Origin of the sequence: Actinomyces sp. (genome assembly GCF_030524025.1) — a bacterium.
Taxonomy (GTDB): Bacteria; Actinomycetota; Actinomycetes; order Actinomycetales; family Actinomycetaceae; genus Actinomyces.
In genome coordinates this window covers 69730-90802 of the sequence record NZ_JAUNHI010000006.1, presented here as the reverse complement: position 1 = coordinate 90802, position 21073 = coordinate 69730, and the positions used below count along the sequence as shown (strand labels likewise).

The following is a 21073-nucleotide window of genomic DNA, read 5'->3' as shown; positions in this document are numbered from 1 at the left end:
GGTGGGAGGGCCGGTGTACCACGCAACACCCGACGCTCGTCCTCGGTGCGTCAGCCCGGGACTCACGTCATCTGCCCCGGACTCGCCTCGCCGCCCGGGCCCAGACGCAGCGGGACCCCGCCCACCTTGAAGGTGAACGGGGTCCCGCCGGCGACATCCGGCCGGCTCAGGGCGCGTGGGCCCGCCGCCGGGCGTGCCTCACTTGAGGGTGACGGTGGCGCCGGCGCCCTCGAGCTGGGCCTTGGCCTTCTCGGCGGTCTCCTTGTTGACGCCCTCGAGCACGGCCTTGGGGGCGGAGTCGACGACCTCCTTGGCCTCCTTGAGGCCGAGGGAGGTCAGGGCGCGCACCTCCTTGATGACCTGGATCTTCTTGTCGCCGGCGGCCTCGAGGACGACGTCGAACTCGTCCTTCTCCTCGGCGGCGTCAGCGGCCTCGGCGCCGGCGCCGGGGGCGGCGGCGACGGCCACGGCGGCCGGGGCGGCGGCGGTGACGTCGAAGGTCTCCTCGAAGGCCTTGACGAACTCGGACAGCTCGATGAGGGTGAGCTCCTTGAAGGCCTCAATGAGCTCGTCGGTGGTCAGCTTCGCCATGATGGGCGTTCCTTCCTGGGAAAACGGGTCCTGCACTGCTCAGCTTCTCAGCACAGGGTCTGTGGTGGATGTGAGTGACGCGCGCGGCTCTCAGGCCGCGGTCTCCTGCTTGTCACGCAGGGCGTCGACAGTGCGGACCGCCTTGGAGGCGGGCGCGGCGAAGAGGTACGCCGCCTTGGACAGGGACGCCTTCATGGCGCCCGCAGCCTTGGCCAGCAGCACCTCGCGGGACTCGAGCGAGGCGAGCGTGTCGACCTCGGTGGCGTCCATGACGTTGCCGTCCATGACACCGCCCTTGAGGACGAGCTGCTTGTTGCCCTTGGCGAAGTCACGCAGCGTTTTGGCGGCCTCGACCGGCTCCCCCGAGACGAAGGCCAGGGCCGAGGGGCCCTTCAGCTCGTCGGCGAAGGCCTCCAGGCCCGCCTGCCGGGCGGCGATGGCCGCCAGCGTGTTCTTCACCACGGTGTACTCGGCGTGACCGCCGAGCGCCCGCCGCAGCTCCTGGAGCTGGGCGACGCTCATCCCGCGGTACTCGGTGAGCAGGACGGCCTCGGACTGACGGAGCTTGTCCGCCAGCTCGGCAACCGCTGCCTCCTTGTCAGGCCGTGCCATGGGCCCTCCTTCCGTGGTCTGCCACAGGGCCCGGCATCACAAGAGCCCCGCGCCGGTGGGCACGGGGCTCGCGCTCCGGGCAGCCCGGAGGGGTCTCGTCTCTCACCTGCGCGGGCCTCCGAGAGGACTCGGACTTCGTCCCGCTCGCGCGGGAGACCTGCGGTCTTTGGCAGGCGCCACCATACACGGGGGTCCCCGCGTCACGGCAAGCGGCTCGGGCCCGCCGGAGTCGTGCGATCGGTCACGCGAGCAGCGGTTCCACCGCCCTGCGGTTCGCCGACCCACCTACCGCGGTATCCATCCGCCATGGGTCACACGGCAGCGATGGACGCCTCGATCACCCCGCGAGCAGCGACGAAGGTCTCATCGGGTCCCGACCAGTAGAGGTACATCACCCCGTCGATCGTCTCTTCGCCGCGAGCCACCCACAGTGAGCCTGCGTGTGAGGCACCGTTGCCCCAGGTGAAATCGACCCGTTGCCCCTCCTCGATGTTCTCGGTCGCGAATGCCGTCGTGACGGTGTCCCGCAAGGCGGTGACACCAGGCGCCACGAGGACCGCGGAGGCCGCCTCCGTCACCGAGGCGCCGGCGAGGTTAGCGCCGACCATGACTGCACCGACCGGCAGACCTGCCTCGTCGACCCGGCGGGTCCACCCCCGCTGCCAGACACCGACGTCGCCGCCCATCTCGGGCTGCCCGACATCGTTCCATGACGCACCGACCGCAACAGACACGCCGTTCGCCTGTCGGCGCTGCCAGCCAGCAGCCAGTGCCGGCATCTCCGCCTCCTCGTCCAGGGCTAGCCCGGCACCGACCGAGGCGATCAGCGCATCATCCACCTCGGGGCCGAAGAGCACCGCGATCGCTCGGCTCATCCCGTTCGTCAGGTCCCACACCGCCCCCTTGGCTGACGATCCGCTCAACTCCTGCCACAGAGATCCGTCGCCGAGTTCATTGACCTTGCCCGTCGCAGGGCTGACGCCGGTGATCTTGGCCAACGACTGTACGGCCTGGGCGGCACTGACATCTTGGGCGGCCCCAGGTCCCCACAGGCGCGCCAGCAGAACCGTCGACGTGCCAAGCTCCTCCGGGGCCGTCGACCACGCGCGGTCCCAGTAGAACGAAGCGGACCCGCTGGCTTGAGACCAGGGGGTGAGATCGGCAGGGACCCTGATCGTCAGGGGCTCCATGACGTCGGTTGCCCAGTCCGAGGGCACGGTCGGGGATCCTGTGGCCGGGTCGCCGGCGCCATCCGCGCTGCATCCCGGCAGGAGAAACGCGGACATCACAGCACTCCCGGCGATAACGAGCCTGCGGCTGAGTTTCATAGAGGACCTCCGGAGTGTCAGACGAGATGCCAGCACTCTAACGCTTCGACGAACACCCTGTCAGCAGCAGGAGCGCCACGGTCCACATCGGCCCGAGCCACACGGGCACGCAGCCCATCGTGGCTCCTGTGTCAGCACGCCAGTGACACCTCGCAGGCAAGGACGTCTCCTTGAGAGAACTCGAATAACAGGCGTGCCTGTTGTCGATCGATGTGAGAGGCTATGCTCCATGGCCGCCACCCTGCTCCTCATCGCGATCGCCGCCGCCTCCATGTTGCTCGTGGTTGGGCCGTTGAGCACAGTCGCCAGGCGTTATGTCAATGAGTTGCGGCTCGAGGCCGGGATCGACCACGCGCCGAGTGCTGGGATGTTGCCGGACATGACAGACGGGGACGAAACCTCGATCCGCTTCCCCGCGCTCCTCGAGCGGTTGCCTCAAGCATGCCTGGCACTCGTTGTTATCGGTCTGACCACAACATGGGGCGTCATCAACCAGGCAACCGCCGCCACTGTGGTCGCCGTCCCTCTCATGGCCGTGCTGTGCGTCGCCTGCACCGTTGACGCCGTGTGCCACCGCCTGCCGAACATCCTTCTGCTCTGCGCGGGTGCCTGGATCGTCGGCGCGACTCTGATGCTGCTCATTGTTGACCTGGCTACTGGGGCGTCACTGGAGGCCGCCGTATGGCCCGGCTTACGCGCCATCCTGTGCACGATCAGCATGGTGGCCGCGCTGACTGTCACGGCGATGCTGCCATCAGGTTTAGGCATCGGTGACGTCAAGTTGTGGGCAGTGCTCGGACTATGGCTGGGGCGTTTTGCGCTGTGGGTTCCGGTTGCCGGTCTTCTCCTGGGCTTCTTCGCCGGTGGGCTTGCGGCAATTGTTTTCATCGCATTGCGTCGTGTTGGGCGAAAGGACCGCATGGCTTTCGGCCCGTATCTGGTCGCCGGTGCATGGCTCTCCTGGGCCCTTGCCATCGTATGACGCGAAGGTCGCAACTATCTGCGAAGACGCGTGTCGATGCTGGCCATGTCTTCCATACCCGATGGGAGTCGGAAGGGCGTTGGACCGGGGGCCGGATCTGTGAGGTCTGTGTCGGATGGCCCGGAGTCGGATGGCCCGGACGAGGGGGGCGACAAACGACATGCGCCGTTGATGCGCAGGCCGATGCGGCCTGTCCTGAGACAGAGACCCTCTTCAAAAACCAACTCGGCCGTGGCAGAAGCTGTCATGTACTCATCGGTGCCGGTGACGGGCGAATTAGATCGTACGGAGACCGTCACTGTGCCGGCGGTTGCATTGACCCTGTAGGACGTGACAGTCGCTTCGTTGAGCGCAGCATACTTGACTGCCTCCTGGCGCGCGATATGGCCGGCAAAGGGTCCGATGGGTGAGCCGAATCCATCCCACAACTCAGCGGCGGATCCAGCACCCGTGGCACTGTCGTAAACACTCTCCAGCGACTCCGCCCACGCCTCCGCAGCGGCCAATGCGGCTGCGTCGGCTGCCGTGCTAGCGTTCCGACGCTCCAAGATGACGCTGCCCAAACCAGTCATGAGGCCGACGGCCACGAGCACGATGACGAATGCTGCTGCCACCGTGTACGGCAGGATGCTGCCCTGTTCGTCCGCGGCCTCGTTCAGCGCCCGTCGTGCGCCCAATCGCCTGCGCATGAGCCGCCGACACCACGCGACAGCGTTTCCGTGTCGCCGCACGCATCCCCTCCTTGTCAGCATGAGACCAATCTCCTTAGGCCTCGGTGACGGGGATGTCGGTCAGGCGCCAGGGGCGGTTGGTGGCGCCGGGCTCGTCGCTGGTGCCGAAGTCGAGGGTGACGGTGTCCTGGTCGGTGTCGGGCCACACGGCGCACAGGGTCGTGGTCATCCCCTCGGCGAGCTCCTCGTTGTTGTCGAGCTCGGTGAGGCTGAGGTGGACGTCCTTGGCGGCCGACATGTAGTCGGCCACGTACAGGCGCTGTCCGTCGGCGGCCAGGGTCAGCCCGTCCGTGACCCGCAGGGACTCGGTCCAGGTGTCATCCTCCTGGCGGGGGTTGCCGGCAGCACCGTCGGGCGGGGAGAACCACACCCCCAGGAGCTGGACGCTGCCGCCGGTCCCGCCGGTGACCTCGACCTCGCCGAACAGGTACCCGCCGCGGCGCACCACCTGTGGCAGGCGAATGATGACCTGGCCGCCATCACCGTCTGGCCAGTCCACGGTGACCCCCTGGGCCCCGGTGGCCACCGGGCCCTGGGGCTCGGGCAGCTCGCCCGAGCCGCTGGACGAGCCCTGGGCGCCCGCCCCGCCGGTGGGGGTGACCACCACCTCGACCCGCCGGTTGGCGGCCCGCGCCTCCTCACTGGTGTCGGCCACCCGCGGCTGGGTCTCGCCCTTGCCCGACACGCTGACCTGCCAGGCCGACAGGTCCGTCAAGGACCCCAGCCTGTCGGCCACCGCCTGGGCCCGCTGCTCGGACAGGGTCTGGTTGTAGGCATCCTCGGCCACATCATCGGTGTGACCGGTGATCGTCAGGCTGCCCCCGTCGGGAAAGGACTCGACCTGGACGGCCACCGACTCCAGGACCGCGTCGGCCTGCGCGCTCAGGGCCGCCGAGTCGGAGTCGAAGGTCACGTCCCCGGCGACATTGACCGTCACCGACTCCTCGGTCCGCAAGGTGTCGGAGGACTGGTCCAAAGCCGTGGTGAAACGCTCCAGCGCCACCGGCTCGGCCAGCTCGGGGTCATGACCCACCGCCTCGAGCAGGGCGTCAAGGTCCACACCCTCGCCCAGGGAGCCCTCCGCCTCCTGGCGCGCCTGGACCTGGACCTCAACGAAACCCGCCTGCGGCAGCATGACCGTGACCGCCTCGACCCCCACCGCACCGAAGGGCACACCACCAAGCTCCGAGGCCCCCGGCGCCAGCTCCCAGTCCACCAAGGACTGCGCCGTCGAGACCCACACCTGCCCGCCCACGGGATCCACCAGACGCACACCCCCAGGAGACGGCTGCATACTCACACCATTCCACACAGAGAAAAGACTGAACTCCCCGGCGACCGGGTCATCGGCCGCGCGCGTGATCCGCACCGGCAGCAAGCTGGTCGACTCATCCATCACCACCACGGGCCCGACATCAACCGTCAACGAGTGCCCCAGCACCATGACCTGCCGCGACTGCCAGCCCTGACCACCACCAGCAGCCGACCCCGAGACCCCCGCAGAAGCCCCGGCCGACCCATCCGCCGACCCCGTCGAGCCCGCCTCCCCCGACCCGCTATCACCGGAACAAGCCACCACCACCGGCACACCCAGCACACCAGCACACGACAGAGCAAGCAACGAACGACGACGCATCACAACTCCTCAGGGTCAGGATGAATATGGGATTAGTGTATAACAGACAGAGCAACTGGGTGCGCCCGCACCAACATGGAGCGGGCGCACCCAGCACGCGGCTCAGTCGCGGGTAGGGCAAGTGTTAACTAATCCTAGCCGACACCGTCGATGGCCTCCTTGACCTTATCCGCGATCGTACTGGCGATGTCCTTGCCCTGCGAAGACATCGCCCCGATCACGACGCCGACGAGGGCGAGAACGATAAAGGCGATGCCAACATACTCGACCATTGCCTGACCGCGCTCGTTCTCGCGGAACGAGTACCATGCCTGCTGCATGCGAACCTGGACACGAAGCAGAGAGTTGCTCATGAGATCCTCCTCCAAAGAAAAGTGCCATATGGCGGCAACCCGAGGATCGTCGTTCGACCTCCTCGCTGAAGCCGATACTACGGGGCTGAGCGCCCCTCGCGAAGGGGCCAACGCCCCCTCTACCGCCCCCCTGACGCCCTGAGCCAGGCTGCCACCGCCTCGGCGCGCGTGTGGACGTCGATCTTGGGGTATGCGGCGTTGAGGTTGTTCTTGACGGTCCGTTCGGACAGGAAGAGCTTCCTGGCGATCTCCGCATTGCTCAGACCCTGCGCGGCAAGCTCGACGACCTCCGCCTCCCTCTCGGAGAGCAGTTGTCTGAGCGGGTTGCTTCGGGTCTCCGACCCACCGGACAGCATGACCTCGGCGGCCTCCCTGCCGAGAACCAACCCGCCATTGACGCAGGTCTCAATCGCACCGGAAACCTCATGGATGCCCAGTTGCCCGTGGATGAGGTAGCCGCGCGCCCCGCAGTCCAGAGCCCGCCGGATCGTCACCGGGTCCTGGTTGGAGGTCAGCATAATGACCGCTGCCCGCTCAACGATCTCGGGGAGAATGTCGACGCCGGAGCGCCCAGGCGGCATCGCGACATCGAGCAAAACGATGTCCGGGCAATCTGCCGCGACACGCTCAAGCGCCTCGAAGGCATTCGACGCCTCGATCACACTCGTCACACTGCCGACCCTCCCGAGAACCGCCCTCAAACCGGCCAAGACGATCGCATTGTCATCGACAATCAACACCTTCATAACTACGCCCTCCGCTCAGTCAGAATCCTGGCCGGCACCAAAAGACGTGCCCGCACGCCCACGTCCGGTTCCGGGCGCGAGTCCAGAGAGAACTCCGCCCCGAGCTCTCTGACCCGTTCTCGGATGCCTGACAACCCATAGTGCCCGGAACCCACCAGATCCCTGTCGGAAGCGTTCAGGCCGACACCATCATCGGTGATCTCGATACTGACACCGTCAGCCATCTGCGCCTTGAAGCGAACGGTCTCCGCTTGCGCGTGCTTCTCAACGTTCGACAGGATCTCGCCGATGATCCGCTGCAACTGCCACAACGTGTCACTGTCGCACTGCCATGCGCGAGCATGCCCGCCAACCGGCTCGACGACGACTCCGACCCCTGTACGCGCGCCCCAGCGACGGACCTCCTCCACGAGCACCGACACGAGATCCCCCTGACAGGGGATGCGGAGTCCGTCGAGCACAAGCCGCGCCTCGCGACTGGCCTCATCTGCCGAATCGAATAGCGCTCGACTGAGCGCAGTATCCGGGTGAGCACTGGACTCCAGAGAGGCGTGAAGCGTCTCAGCGAGCATCCGAATTCCGTGAACGCTCTTTGCCAGGGAATCATGAAGATCACGCGCTATCATCAACCGTTCAGATACCCCCCGTTCGCTGGCACGCGCCTGCGCCAGCTCCGCGGATATCCGGGCCACATGTCGCATCCGATCACGAAGTCGGTGGCCGAAGTACACGGCGACCACGGTGACTCCCACGACCGCCAGTCCGAAGAACTCCGGCGCCATCCGCCTCTCAAAGAAAGCCCCGAGGACCAGAGCCCAGATGACGCAGGTGGTCCACACCGCCGACTTCAACCCTGCGAGCAGCAGCCCGACGAGCAAGCCCGACGCGATGACATAACCAGGTACAAGGTAGAATGCGCCAGCAAACACCGGAATGGCGACCACGGTCACGACACAGCACAAGACAGCATCGGCAGCCACGAAGCTCCACCCGAGGAGGCGATCGGCTGGCGTGCTTTTGAATAGTTTGAGCGGGATCCAACTCATGCCCATCGCAATGACGATGACGACGATGGACGCCAATGAGGCATCTGTGAGCAACAGGCCCCACTCGATGAGCACAAGCAGCCCAAGGCGGATATCGCAGATGAAGGCGGCCGCACCCGCGACCGCATCGCGCTCCACCCGCCACTCGACCGCCACAACGTCCCTCACACCCATCATCAGCCCCCGAACATTCCAGCCAATACCTCGCGGTTGGAGAAAATGATTCCACCCGCCATAAGGATCATGGCGCCGGGCAACATCGTCACGGTCGCCACAAGGGTGACTTTCGGTTGCGCCCTAGCGGCAGCCCTCCTGACCTCCTGCGCACGCTCCTTTCGAATCTCGGACGTGATCGAGACGAGAGCATCTGCGATGGGCGTCCCCAACTCCTCGGATTGCAGGAGCGCACCCACAAAAGTGGAGATGTTCTGGGAGCCACAGCGCTCACGGAGGGCGACAAAAGCGTCTCTCCGCGAAGCGCCCAACCGCATCTCATGGAGCGCGCGCATCATTTCCTCAGCGATCGCACCCTCGAAGTTGACGCTTACGCGCTCCAGAGCAGAACGGAAAGGAAGGCCCGACCTCACGGTCACTGCCAGTACGTCGAGAAAGTCCGGCAGGTCCCGATCGATCTCCGCCCGACGTTTACGTGCTGCCGCGATGAGCCACAAGTGCATCCAGCCGCCGAACACAACGGCGAGGAGCAACCCGAGGAGCCAACGACCGGTGAGCGCGAAAAAGAAGCCGATACAACCAGCCAAGACGACAAAGCCCGCCTCCCGCTGCATAAACAGGTCAAGAAAGAGCCCCTCAGGATTGCCTGCGTTCTTGAGCCGCGCATCAAGGGCCTTGATCCGCATGGGGCCGTAGATCCGCCTGAGCGTGCGCTGAAAACGCATTCCCAGAAAATCAATGAGCCGTACGAATGGACCCGGAACCCGATCCTCAGTCGCATGACCCTCCTCGACCGGAAGCAGATCCGTAGCGACATCCGCCCTGATCAACCGAATGCCGTACGCGGCAACCAAGACCATCACCATTGCCAGGGCCGCAAATATGACAGCCATCGATCACACCTCGACCCTGGAGACAGCGCGCATCAACAGCGCGCCGAGCCCAAACAGCAGAACGGAGGGAAAAATTATCATCTGACCGATGAACGACCTCATCATCTCGTCGAGAATACCGGGCTCCATCAGGTTCAAGAACAGCACTGATCCGATTCCCAACACCGGAACAATGTAGCCACTGATCGCTGAGCCAAGAATCACAGTCCGCACCTCACGCCTCAGCTCCTTGCGCTCATCGAGTGACAGAGCAATATCCTGCAACGCCCCCACAAGACCTCCGCCCGTCCGTGACTGGATGAGCAAGGTCCTGACCAGCACGTTAAGCTCTCGGGACGGCATCCGCTCGCTTAAGTCGTTCAGGGCGGCATCGAAGGTCCAGCCGACACCAATCTGCGCAGTAACGCGGGCGAGCTCACTGGCGGCGGGCTCGGGCATCTCTCTGGCTGCGAGCAGAAGCGCGCGCTCCAGAGACAGCCCGGCGCTCGTCGCGTTTGCCAGCAGCCTTGCCAGCTCGGGAAGCTGGGCGATGAACCTCTCTGTTCGCTGCACCACTTTCGTGTGAACCCACCGGAAAAAGATGACAGGAAACGAGGCGGCTATTACCAGCGCTCCGATATTGCCGACGAGAGTGCGGATGACGACGAACAGAACGACATCGATAGCGACGACGATCACTATCACCTTGACCGGTGACCAACTTAGGCCCGCCCCCGACAACCGCTTCGCCACGGCGCGAGTAACACCCAGCGTGCCGAGCACACGATCGAGTCTCGCAAGGACTCTTCCTGCCCCGCCTCCGCTTGTCGCTCCCACGCTGTCCGCGATCGCGGTGCTGCGCCACGACGCAGCACCGAGTGTCACGATTGCTAGGCTGGCCACAATCGTCGTTGCAGCGGCAACGAGAAGAACCGCGCCGGACGTGATCACGGCACCTCCTCGAACAGGGTTCCTATCTCGTAGCCCCGCGCAGCGATACGCTCGGCAAGCTGCGAGGGGATCGGATGGATGTCGAACCGCCCTTCTTCGTCGGCCGGACTTCGGGTGTAGCGCATAATCGGAAGAGTCTGGTAGGTCTCTCGTCGTTGAGAGACCACGGCGTCGATCGCGCTCGCCCGACGCACGCCATGAGAGTCACGCTCCAATTGAACAATGACGTCGATCGCGCCATTGATCTGGTCCCGGAGGGTCTCGACTGGAAGACTGATGTCGGACATCGACGCAAGAGTCTCGAGCCGGGCAAGTGCGTCAATAGGCGAATTGGCATGGACGGTCGTCAGTGATCCCTCGTGACCGGTGTTCATCGCTTGGAGCATGTCCAGCGTCTCCCCGCCGCGGACCTCGCCGACGACAATGCGGTCCGGGCGCATACGCAAGGAGTTACGAACCAGATCACGGATCGTCACCTCACCCTCGCCCTCCGTGTTCGCCGGACGCGCCTCCATGCGAACGACATGGGGCTGCTGCAAGGACAACTCGGCAGCGTCCTCAATGGTGATGATGCGCTCCCGATCAGGGATGAGGCCGGACAGCGCGTTGAGAAAGGTCGTTTTCCCGCTCCCGGTTCCACCAGACACAAGCACATTCATCCGCGCGCGCACGAGCAGGGCGAGCAGATTTGCAGCCGATCGCGGAAGGCTGCGCCGTGCGACCAGGTCATCGAGCCGGAAAGGCTGTGGAAATCTCCTAATCGTGACGGTGGGACCATCGAGCGCCAACGGAGGAATGATCACGTTGACTCGCTCGCCCCCAGGAAGCCGGGCGTCCGCCATCGGACTTGACTCGTCGACGCGTCGGTTCACAGTCGACACGATCCTGTCGATCATCTGGTACAGATCGGCCTCTGATGCGAAGCGAGTCGGAACTCGCTCAAGACGTCCCGCTCTTTCAACGAAAATGTCATTCGGTCCATTGACCATGATCTCCGTCACCGATGGGTCGGCGACCAATGGCTCCAGCACACCCAGGCCAACAGCGTCGTCGACCACTCGACGGATGAGCCACGAACGCTCACGCGATGACATCACCGGCCCCTCAACGGAGAGCAGGCGAGACAGCATGCGCTCCAACCGGGCCCTGCGCTGCGGTAGGTCAAGGGACGCTACCTCGTCGAGATCGACCTCCTCAAGCAGACGTGCACGGTACACCCGCACAAGGTCATCCCGATCATCCGACCGCTGACGCTCAACGCCGCCACCGCCGCCGAGCCTGTCTCGTAACGCCATTGTCAGCCCTCCGGAAAATAGGCGGTACGACTGACGGTGACTGACTCATTGGTCAGCAAAGGCATACCGATTGGGATCCTGGCGGTCACTCGGACGCATGTGGAGGACGCACACGGCCGAGTCACCGACTGGACAACTACCCAGTCGGGCAATGCCGCGGCGACCGCAGCGTTCACCGACTGGCCGTTCATACCGGCCCGCGCTCCGTCCCGGGCGGCTGCCTCGACAGACGTCACAGTTGCCACCGCCATAAATGCCTGCACCATGAGTATGGTGATCATGACGAGAAGCGGGACGAACACGGCGAGCTCGATGGTCTGCACTGCTCCTCGTTCCTCAGAGCCGCGGTGTAGCGCGCTTATCAGCCTCTGTCGCATCATTCCTCCCACACGATCCCGGTGGTCGCAGTCGCATGGAGATCTACCACCGATGGTACCTCGACAGTCACCGAGACCTGCGACGCCCCGGATTGACTCACGCTGACGCCTTGCGCCCAGATGGCTGGAAGGCGGTCTTCAACCTCCTCGTGCACCTGGCTGGTCGACATTCCCACTGCATAGGCGCGTGCCGCCTCCTCGGCCGCATGCGTCGCATAGATCCACGACACCCCGTAGCTAAGAATCTGCACACATGCGAGCAGCACCAGTGTAGCCAAGGCGAATACGGCGGGAAACTCAACAAGGAGCTGCCCCTCATCCGCACCTGCTCGCTTGCGTCGGGCTCGCCGTGTGCTGCGTTTGGCACGGGTGCCCTGCATCGGCGGCAACGAAGCCGAAGCAACGGCGCCCGTCAGGGAGAGCGCCCGAGCGAGAACTCTGTCCACAGCCTTGAGCATGACTGGCGTCTGGAGCGACAAGATGCTCGAGGTGTTCACAATGAGTTCTATATGGTTGGTCGTGTCAGGAATGGAGCCGAGTAGTTGCACGGAGACGATCTTTTCTGCGGCTGCGGGCTGGATCTCCCGATTCCTGTTGATCTTGTTCATGACCAGGCCGATCGACGCCCCACGCGCTATGCTCAGCCGCTCCATCGCTGCCGTCAACTGCCGTGTGCGCCGGAGAGACTGGACGTCCTGTGAGGCGACGACGAGGACTCGGTCCGCGCAGTCCAGTCCCATGGCAAGCACGGCATCAAGACGGCTGCCGCAGTCAAGTACCACGTGATCGAACTGATAACGCAAGGCAGTGATGATCTGCCTAGTTGCGGCCTCTGTCATTTCCTCACCACGTTCACCCTGCACCGGGGCGGGAAGCAGTGACAGGCCGCCTGGCAGCGGGTAAATGACCTCGGCGATCTCCCGTGCACTGATCTCCGCCGCGATGTCGACAAGATCGATGATCGAGCGTCGTACCCCGATTCCGGTCATCGCAGCCAGGTCACCACCGCGCAGATCGAGGTCGACGACGCAGGTCCGGCCCTGCCGGGCCAGCCGTGACGCGAGCAGGAGCGTGAGTGTGGAGGATCCGACTCCGCCCTTGGCGCCCACGACTGCTGTCACCGTTCCCATGCGCCGGGACATGTCGACCGCTTCAACGGCGTCCAACCCGCTGCGTGCCGCATGCGACCAGGCGATGACCGGAGCCAGCCGGCTCGTCAGGTCCTCCAGAGACACCGGTACCGCGAGCACCGCTCGCGCGCCCGCGCTAACCGCAAGGTCAACGACATCGATGGTTCGCTGCGGGGCCAGCAGGACGGCGGGGACCAATGGGTGCGACAGTCCCACCTCCTGAATGAGGGAGATGGCGACGTTATCGGCAAGGTTGTGGTCCACGAGCATACATGAGACTGTCGACCCCTCTTGGGCCAAGAAGCTCCTGGCCTGAGCAGCAGTCGTCGCAGTCACCAGCTCACCAAGGCCGTCGACCTCTGCGACAACCGCACCGACCTGAATTCGAATCGATTCGTCGTCACTCACTAACAGCAGCATCGGGCATCTCCTGTGCGCCTGGAATAGGGTATTCTTGCGTCACGGATGCGGCATCATCGCCTTCACCGCGTAGTGCCAGGCGCACCTTGACAGCAAAACTCTCGGCGTAAGTGAGCTTGAGTGCGTCTTCAGCCGAAAGAGCAAATGTCACCGGCACGGTCTCACCCTCCTGGAAATTGCCAGAGGAGTCCTCGTCCTTTGTAGTAGTCACGACCCCGACCTCGATGACCAAGGCGTTCTGAATGACAACCTGCGAGGTCTGCTCACCTGTCTGCTCGTTTTGAATAGTTGCCAAGATGTCGACATGGTCACCTGAACGGACCTTGCCCGCGACGCCCGTTTCAGCGTCAACGACGATTGCCACCTCACGGTAGCCTTGCGCCAGCCCGGGAGGGCTCTCCAACATGCCCGTCTGAACGATCGAGCCGGCGGTGTAGGTGCCCGAGGCGACCATGCCTTCGAGTTCCTCCGTTGAACGCACCGCGGTTTCCGGCGCCCAGCGCTCGGGGATCTCGACCTCGGCGACATGCTCGCTCGTGATCGTCTGAAGTTCGGCCACGTCCGTCGTCAACTGAAGGACGGTCGTCATAGGCCCGACTTGGGATGACACAGTGTTGACATAGGAGAATACCGCTGCGAAAGTCGCCAATGCTCCCACGATGGTCACGAGAATGAGCAGAACTCCTCGACGCTGCCTAGGGTTCATGAACGCATCTTCCTAACTTGCCTCGGCTCCGACAACCGGGGCAAAGAGACTTCGGGCGCCGGTGCCTCAGACGCCGATGTACCGCAAAACAGACAACCTCGCCCTCCGGCTCTGCGACCGCAGTGCGGACAACACGAAGAGCCAATGACCCTGGACAAGCGGTTGACCAGAACGTCGGGATCGTCGGCCAGAGTGCTCATCTCGGCCCATGCGCGTGCACCCCACGGCCTCGCACTCTCAGGAGCAGTCACCTGCGGCAGACCACTACTGTGTAGTCCTTCGGCGAGTTTGTCGGCCTTGCCTCCGGTGCACCACGCGCCAACGGTCGTCGCGTCAACTGATCGCCATTCGGGCGAGGACACTGATGAGACACTACCCGCTTGGACATCGATGGCGAAAATACTTCCCGGAATGAGACTGCGCAGGTGCTGCGACAATGACGGCGCGGGAGACGACAGCCGGGTCACAGATGTCACAAGAGCTTGAGTGGCGACCTGCCCTTCCAGTGCGCGGAGCAGGATGCCGGCCAGCCCGAGGTTGGAACCAATCAGCTGCGCGAGACACAGAGAGATGAGCAGCTGCCGCGTCGGCGAGCTGGTTGTATGCGTCACTACCGCAATATCGTTTGGACCGAACGCCTGCCTCAGCATTCCAGCCGCATGCGCATCCCGACCTGATTTCGACACCAGCAGAACAGAGTCTGAGCCGCCAACGGCGAGCCGGCGAGCAGCCTCGTCGATATCGAGTTCCGGAGGCAGGCCAGGACCGAGAATATCTCGGCCTCGAAGGAGGAGCATCTGGGCAGCAGCCTTCCCATCGCAAGGGGACGAGCAAGATTGTTGTGACTAACAGACGCAACGATCTTGGTCGACTGGAACGTCCCCCATCATAGGTAGCCGATTGGCTACCGACCATCGGTGCAACCGCCTTGAGACGAAGGTAACACCGTTACTACGGCGAGTCATGCCCCGCGGCGATCGCCCCTGATGCCCGTATGAATGGAACGCGACCTCCGTGCGGGTCAGGCACGTTTTCAGGCGACTCCACACGCCACCGGCGCAGGTCTGCCGTGGCGACGAGACCTACCCCCTGCCCCCGGCCGCGGCTCGGCCGACCCAGACGAAGGCACCACCTGCCCACAGTCGTTGTGGTTCGGCTCACCTGATACTAAGCGACTCGAGCGCTGCGAGAGGTGCGCTCCCCTCGAGCTCGCCCTGTGGCGCAAAGGCGGCTAGGTAGAGGTCCTGTCCGGCAGTCGTTCTCATGAGAAGAGCAGCGCCGTCGACCGCCACCACTCCGGCAGCGCCGCCTTCGGGATCGAAGACCGACGCATCAGCGGACTGCGTCCAGGTCCATGTCCATGCGTATTCGGCGCCCGGCCATGTCGTTTCCATAAGCGCCGAGAGCTCGGTGACCTGTTCACGAGACGCCTCCCACTCACCACGGGCGGCCATGCCTGGCGCGTCGACCTTGAATGACGCCGTATCGACGGCGATCAGACCGAAATCATCGGTGGCGGCATAGTAGCGGGCCCGACGCTTCGCCGAACTACTGTCAGAGAATGATCCGAGTGTCGACGGAAGGGTGACGCTCACCCCCGTCACCACCTCAATGCTCGTACCGTCGGTGGACTGCTGCGTCACCTCGACAATCAGCGGAGGGCCGCTTTCAACCGTTCCGGCGGGCGTGCTTGCCACCGATGTCGGTGTTCCGGCGCTATCCCCACCATCGTCGTTCCCTGCGCATGCCGCGAGCCCACTGAGCCCCAGCGCCGCAGTCAAACCAACGATCGAACGCCTACTCATCGTGTGCATGTCTTACTCCCGGGGTGTGCACAACTGGTCGACATCATGGTACATTCACTCCAGGGGTGTCTACGTACTGTCGGCGGCCGTCCGCCCCGGGCTCGGCCAGGTACTGCTGTGAGACAAGGGTCCTGTTCTGGTACTCGGAAGAGGTCGTGTACGATAGGAACCACGCATCGAGGGTGTTCTCCTCCGACGCGGTGCGCGTCGAGTAAACGGACCTGGTCACAGTCGCATTCTCGTGGATGACCGTCCCCAGCGCATCATCCGGGGCCGCGGGGCTGGACGGATTGTACGCCGCGGCGGGAAGTATCGGACTGTAGCCCTGGAACGATCCCACATACTGCTCAACCGTCGCCCTCTCGGCGTCAGTAAGAGATGCCATGTCGATGGCCACCGTTGTCTCCACGGCCTGTCCGCCCTGCACATCGAGATGACCACCGGCCGGCGAGGTGTCTGCACCCGTCTTGTCTTCTCCCTCGGCACCGACGTCAGCCTGAGCCCCACCTTGCACGTTGCTCGTTGTCGTGAACGTCACTTTGGAGAGATTTCCATTTTCATCCCACTCGTACTTAGTTTCGACGCCGACATCACCGCTCACTTTTACGCCAGCGGATCCCGCTATCTCGATACCGGAGCTGTTGAACTCCTCCTCCATGAGCTTGACGCTGGCATTGGCACCCCCTCCGAGGGAGTAGAAGTATGTCTGCGAGTACCCCTTTTTCTGTCCTTTTTCACCATTCTCGTCAACTCCGTAGGTACTATCCCAACGAGTGCCTCCCTCGATCTTCCCAGAGGCCGAGAGGTTCACCTCCCCCGCCTTGGTCTCCTCGACCTCGACGCCCGCCTCTCCCGTAATCGCTATCCTACCCTGCCAAGATTCGCGAATTTCGTCGGGGTTTTCGTCGATCGTGTCGTCCTCGTTGAGCATGTCCGCGACACCCTGGTCCGCCTTTGCCGCCAGCTGCCTAGACCATTGCTGCCGAAACTCTTCGCAGTCCCGCTCCCCTTCAGCCGCCCCGTAGCGGCAGTTGTAGACCTGGTCAGTATTGTACTGGACCTCACCCTCGAGCTTAGCCTGCAGAGCAACCTCGGCGGACCCACTATCAATATCTTTTCCAACGCTTCCGTGCGCGCTCCCCGCCCAGGACTCTCCGATGGTGATCGAGCCGGAACCATCAGCGTTCCTTTGGTAGGACTGCGTCCCACCATCAGTGACGGAAAGACCTGCCTCGACAACACCAATGTTCCCCGCACCGGTCCCTTTCGCCGAGTGACGCTCATCGTCCCTGCTGACGACGACATCTCCGGGCTGTGGCACGACCGAATGCTCCTCCTCGGCCGTGCAACTTGCCGCCCCAAGCACCTCCCCAACTTTGCAGGCGATCGCTGAGGCGATTCCGGAGCCGGACATGGTCATCGCTCCGATGACCAGAATGAGCGCAAGAACGACGAATGCGATTCCGACGTACTCCACAGTCGCTGCACCCTGCTCACGACTGTCGATACGTCGCTGTATCATGGTTTCCTCCTCCGCAAAATACTTACTTGTTCTCAAAATATCTGCTACCGGCGTCCTTCGACAGGGGCCATCGCCCCTCAGGCCGCCCCTGCCCGAGAGGCGCACTCGCCCCTATCGACCGTGGTCTCCTCCTCGGTGGTCAGCCCGGCGCTCGATCCGTCGATGGCCTCGGCGTAGCGCTCCAGGCCTGCGGGTGCAGTGGGGTCGTCCAGGGGCATGGCCTGGGTCAGGACGGCATCGACGTCCATGGCGGGGGCGCCGTCGGCATCGGCGTCGAGCACGGCAACGGTGACGAAGCCGCAACGCGACACGAAGACGGTCACCTGCTCGACGTCGACCGGCGCGGACGGTGGGCGTGGCGGTCGTGCGCACCACTGGCTTCTCCTCATCCGAGCAGGCCGCCAGAGCCCCCGCCACGCCGAGCACCGGCAGGCCCAGAACGACACGCCGGGACACCCCGCTGCACGGGGAGCCGGTCCGCGATGCGCAGGACGGGCGCATGGTGCCTCCCAGGGGTTAGGTGCGAGGGTCAGAGGGTAGCCGATCGGTCCGGGTGCCGGTGGCTCGCGGAGCACCTCAAGAGGCGCTCCGCGGCCGGCGGGGCCGATCGGCGTCTCGGTCCAGAACGACCGTATCGGTTAGCAGCCCGCGGCTCCATGGGCAGGCCTGCCCGCTCAGCGCGGGACGATCGCGTAGATGACAAGGTCACCCGAGCTGCCGCCCTCCTGGACGAGCAGGCGCGGGCTGCCCTTGGCCGTGCCCGCCACCTGCTCCGAGGCCGGCAGCGCCGACACGAAGGTGCCGCGCACCTGCCACTGCACCGAGCCATCCCCCAGGTCGTAGGCGACCACCCGGTCTCCGGTGGCCTGGGAGTCCACTGAGTACTCACCGGTCCCCAGCAGCACGGCCCGGTCCCCGCCGATCAGACCGACCGGGGTGATGACACAGGTCTCCTCCGATGTGGGGGCGGGCACCTCGAAGGAGACATCCTCCCCTTGGAGGGAGGCGGTGCAGGCGGAGGTGTCGATCTCGACGACCGCGTGCTTGCGCGCACCGATGACGTTGACCGCCGCCGGGTCGGCGCCGGACTGCGACAAGGCGTTGTAGAAGTCCTCGGCCGAACGCTCGGTCGACAGCACCCAGCCGGCCTCGGCCTGAGTCCCCAAGCCCTCGACGGCTCCCACCTGCGTCCCCGAGGGGTCGAAGACCTTAAGGTCGGTCCCCTCGGTGTAGAAGCCCTCGAGGTAGCGCCCCACCCCCACCCCGGCCGGCGCGGCGGTGTCGAAGTCGGGCAGCTCGGAGGCCGCCTGGCTGAGCACGATGTCACCGGTGGCCGCATCCAGTACCTGGACGCGTTTGGACCCCGACTCGTAGGTGACGACGAGATCATCGCTCACTCGTGCCGCGGAGTAGCCCCCGTCGACCCGCCACAGCTCGGCGCCGTCGGCCCCGACCGCCACGATCGAGCCGTTGTAGCAGCCGTCGATAAGGATCGCGGCGGTGCCGGTGGTGCCCAGGAGCTCCCGCTCAGCAGGGCCGGGGATGTCCGAGGTGGTCGCGCCGTCGCCGCTCACGAGGAGGGCACTGTCGAGGTGCTCACACAGCACCTGCTCGTTGGTCCAGAACTCGGCGTAGATGCACTCCCCCTGCCACACCGGTTCGGTGGCACCCGAGTCCAGGTCGTACAGGCCCCAGCCGTCGGCGCCGTTGGCCAGCAGCATCGCCCCGTCGGGTGCCACGCGGTAGTCGTAGGTCCCCGCCAGGCGCATGACCTCGGTGGCGGTGGCCGCGGCGGGCAGGGCGGCGACGCTGCCGGCCAGAGCATCCTGGCCGATGCGCGAGCGCCACAGGAACACGCCGACGGCGCTGACCACCAGGACGACGACGAGCACGGCGGCGCCGATGAGCAGGCCGCGGCGGCGCCTGCGGGCCCGAGGTCCGGGCGCCACCGGGCCGACCGCCGGCGAGGCCCCCGGCACGGCCGGGGTGGGGGCGGCCGGGGAGGCCGGGCCCACGGGGGACCCTTGCGTCCCCGTGGGGACCATGAGCATCGGGGTGATGCCGTAGTTCTCGGTGGGGTCGGCGCCCTCGGCCGCGGTCAGCGGCGTCGTGCCGGTGTCGGTCCACTCGTAGGGGACCGCCGAGGGGAGGGAGGCGGGCGGGTCGGCCAGGCGGGGGGCGGCGGGCAGGCCGACGAACCACGGCGAGAGCTCATGGAGCCGGGCCGCCACCTCCTGGGCGCTGGGACGCTCGGCGGGCTGCTTGGACAGCATCCGGACGATCAGCTCCCACAGGGCGTCGGGCAGCCCTTCGGGACGACCGGGGTCGCGGCGCGCGTGCTGGGCCAGGACCTGGGCGGGCGCGCCCTGGAAGGGGGGCGTCCCGCAGGCCGCCTCGTAGAGGACGACCCCCAGGGAGTAGACGTCGACGGCCGGACCGGGCGCAGCCGGGTCGAGGACCTCGGGGGCCATGTACAGCGGGGTGCCGATGGCGCCGGTGGCACGCGAGGAGGAGACGGTGTCGCAGATGCGCGCCACCCCGAAGTCGGCCAACCGCGGCGACCAGGCGGTCAGGGTCATCGTCGAGGAGGCCATTGCCTGCACAGCCTGTGCCGCCTGGTCGGGCCCCGCGGCATGCCGCCCGCCGGTCCCCCGGTCGATGAGCACGTTGGCCGGCTTGACGTCCCGGTGCACGATGCCGGCGGCGTGGACCGCCGCCAGCCCCTGGGCCAGAGCCGCACCCACCCGCGCGATCTCGGCCGGTGTCAGGGGCCCGGAGACCTCCAGGAGACGGCGCAGGTCCCCGCCCCCGACATGCTCCATGACGATGGCGAAGCTGGAGCCCTCGACGACCATGTCCGTCACGCCCACGACGTGGGGGGAGGACACGCGCATGAGGGTGGAGCGCTCGCGGATGAAGCGCTCGACGACGCCGGGGTCCTCGATGAGCTCGGCGCGCAGGACCTTGACCGCCAGGGCCCTCTCCGGGGCCGCCACGGCGTGGGCGAGCCAGACCTCGCCCTGGGCGCCCACGCCGATCCGCTCATCCAGGACGTAGGAGCTGCCCATCCGTCGAGGAGGATCGGCCGGAGGGTGCGTCGTCGTCATCGTGTCGTGCTCCGCTGAATCATGGCCGCCAATCTACCGGTGAGCCCTCGGCCGCGCAGACTTCTTCGCCGGCCTGCGCACCGGGGCGGCGAAGCACTCAGGCCGACTCGACCGGAACGTCGGTCAGGCGCCAGGACGGGTACCGGAAGATCGAGTCCTCCGGGATCATGCGGTCCACGACGACGGCGTCCTGCCCGGTGTCGGGCCACACGAGGCACACCCGCGTGCCCTGCCCCGCCGAGATCGGGACATACGACACCTCGAGATCGGGACTGGGAGGAGGCGCCACAAGGTGGCGACCCGCTCGCCCCGCCCAGTCGCCGCCCGCGGAGACTTCACGTGTCCGCGTCGGACACCAACCGAGGCAGGCGGCCTCAGGCCACCGAAGGAAACCGCATCGTTCTGCGGCAGGCGGGCCAACGCCCGTGAGTGACGTCCCTCGCGTGGTTCCCATCGCGGGTGCGGTTGGTCGGCGAGGTCGCACGCCCCCCGCTGATCCCGGCCGCATGAGTCCGGGGCCGGCGACATGAGTCCGGGGCTGAGTCGGTCAAAGCGTGGATCTGCGGTGATTCCGGGGCCGACACCCCCGGGATCACCGCAACGCCCCGGACTCAAATACCGGGCCCCCGACACACCCACCCAGCCCCCGAAAAAATCAAAGCGCGGGGTCCTAGCGGCGCTGGGCCAGC

General features: G+C 65.5%; 20 protein-coding genes. 1 reads left to right on the top strand and 19 read right to left on the bottom strand.

The genetic code is table 11. The annotated features are described in order from the left end of the window. Nucleotides 1–198: 198 nt before the first annotated feature. The 3 genes from rplL to Q4C85_RS04310 all read right to left on the bottom strand — a co-directional run bounded on the left by rplL (nt 199) and on the right by Q4C85_RS04310 (nt 2531). Nucleotides 199–591 carry a 50S ribosomal protein L7/L12 gene (gene rplL / locus Q4C85_RS04320; protein WP_126382276.1) on the bottom strand — a complete coding sequence of 131 codons (393 nt, stop codon included), beginning with the start codon at nt 589–591 and terminating at the stop codon, nt 199–201. 90 nt (nt 592–681) lie between these two features. Beyond that, nucleotides 682–1203, bottom strand: a complete 522-nt coding sequence (gene rplJ, locus Q4C85_RS04315) for a 50S ribosomal protein L10 (protein WP_303139959.1) — start codon at nt 1201–1203, stop codon at nt 682–684. A gap of 311 nt (nt 1204–1514) precedes the next feature. Beyond that, entirely contained in the window at nt 1515–2531 is a 1017-nt protein-coding gene (locus tag Q4C85_RS04310; protein ID WP_303139956.1) for a hypothetical protein, read from the bottom strand. A 229-nt stretch (nt 2532–2760) separates the two neighbouring features. Between Q4C85_RS04310 and Q4C85_RS04305 the strand changes: the two genes are divergently transcribed. Beyond that, nucleotides 2761–3513, top strand: coding sequence for an A24 family peptidase (locus tag Q4C85_RS04305; RefSeq protein WP_303139955.1), 753 nt, complete (start codon nt 2761–2763; stop codon nt 3511–3513). Between the two features lie 14 nt (nt 3514–3527). On the opposite strand, the gene Q4C85_RS11750 is transcribed toward Q4C85_RS04305, so the two are convergent. From Q4C85_RS11750 to Q4C85_RS04230, 16 genes are all read right to left on the bottom strand, one after another. Next, nucleotides 3528–4202 (bottom strand): pilus assembly protein TadG-related protein, encoded by a 675-nt coding sequence (locus Q4C85_RS11750; RefSeq protein WP_368501410.1) that lies wholly within the window; start codon nt 4200–4202, stop codon nt 3528–3530. A gap of 76 nt (nt 4203–4278) precedes the next feature. Further along, entirely contained in the window at nt 4279–5538 is a 1260-nt protein-coding gene (locus Q4C85_RS04300; RefSeq protein WP_303139953.1) for an OmpA family protein, read from the bottom strand. A gap of 476 nt (nt 5539–6014) precedes the next feature. Beyond that, on the bottom strand, nt 6015–6233 hold the full coding sequence (locus tag Q4C85_RS04295) for a hypothetical protein (protein WP_303139952.1): 219 nt from the start codon (nt 6231–6233) through the stop codon (nt 6015–6017). A 119-nt stretch (nt 6234–6352) separates the two neighbouring features. Next, nucleotides 6353–6979, bottom strand: coding sequence for a response regulator transcription factor (locus Q4C85_RS04290; RefSeq protein ID WP_303139950.1), 627 nt, complete (start codon nt 6977–6979; stop codon nt 6353–6355). 2 nt (nt 6980–6981) lie between these two features. After that, the gene (locus Q4C85_RS04285; protein WP_303139948.1) at nt 6982–8181 is read right to left on the bottom strand and encodes a sensor histidine kinase; all 1200 of its coding nucleotides are present in this window, start codon (nt 8179–8181) and stop codon (nt 6982–6984) included. Nucleotides 8182–8201: 20 nt separating this feature from the next. After that, complete coding sequence (locus Q4C85_RS04280; protein ID WP_303139945.1) at nt 8202–9092, bottom strand: type II secretion system F family protein; 891 nt, start codon at nt 9090–9092, stop codon at nt 8202–8204. A gap of 3 nt (nt 9093–9095) precedes the next feature. Next, on the bottom strand, nt 9096–10022 hold the full coding sequence (locus Q4C85_RS04275; protein WP_303139943.1) for a type II secretion system F family protein: 927 nt from the start codon (nt 10020–10022) through the stop codon (nt 9096–9098). Next, a complete protein-coding gene (locus tag Q4C85_RS04270) occupies nt 10019–11152 on the bottom strand; it encodes a CpaF family protein (protein WP_303139941.1) in 1134 nt (377 codons plus the stop codon). The genes Q4C85_RS04275 and Q4C85_RS04270 overlap by 4 nt, the downstream gene beginning before the upstream one ends. Nucleotides 11153–11319: 167 nt before the next feature. Then, entirely contained in the window at nt 11320–11640 is a 321-nt protein-coding gene (locus tag Q4C85_RS04265) for a TadE/TadG family type IV pilus assembly protein (protein WP_303139938.1), read from the bottom strand. Nucleotides 11641–11693: 53 nt separating this feature from the next. After that, nucleotides 11694–13244 carry an AAA family ATPase gene (locus Q4C85_RS04260; RefSeq protein WP_303139936.1) on the bottom strand — a complete coding sequence of 517 codons (1551 nt, stop codon included), beginning with the start codon at nt 13242–13244 and terminating at the stop codon, nt 11694–11696. Then, nucleotides 13225–13950 carry a Flp pilus assembly protein CpaB gene (gene cpaB / locus Q4C85_RS04255; RefSeq protein WP_303139935.1) on the bottom strand — a complete coding sequence of 242 codons (726 nt, stop codon included), beginning with the start codon at nt 13948–13950 and terminating at the stop codon, nt 13225–13227. Before cpaB ends, Q4C85_RS04260 begins: the two co-directional genes overlap by 20 nt. Nucleotides 13951–15107: 1157 nt before the next feature. Next, on the bottom strand, nt 15108–15647 hold the full coding sequence (locus tag Q4C85_RS04250) for a hypothetical protein (protein ID WP_303139933.1): 540 nt from the start codon (nt 15645–15647) through the stop codon (nt 15108–15110). A gap of 151 nt (nt 15648–15798) precedes the next feature. Next, on the bottom strand, nt 15799–17277 hold the full coding sequence (locus Q4C85_RS04245; protein WP_303139930.1) for a hypothetical protein: 1479 nt from the start codon (nt 17275–17277) through the stop codon (nt 15799–15801). A gap of 77 nt (nt 17278–17354) precedes the next feature. After that, complete coding sequence (locus tag Q4C85_RS04240; protein WP_303139928.1) at nt 17355–17666, bottom strand: hypothetical protein; 312 nt, start codon at nt 17664–17666, stop codon at nt 17355–17357. 285 nt (nt 17667–17951) lie between these two features. Then, complete coding sequence (locus Q4C85_RS04235) at nt 17952–20345, bottom strand: serine/threonine-protein kinase (protein WP_303139926.1); 2394 nt, start codon at nt 20343–20345, stop codon at nt 17952–17954. A 136-nt stretch (nt 20346–20481) separates the two neighbouring features. Then, nucleotides 20482–20643: a hypothetical protein gene (locus Q4C85_RS04230; protein WP_303139924.1), complete on the bottom strand. Its 162-nt coding sequence runs from the start codon at nt 20641–20643 to the stop codon at nt 20482–20484. Nucleotides 20644–21073: the final 430 nt, after the last annotated feature.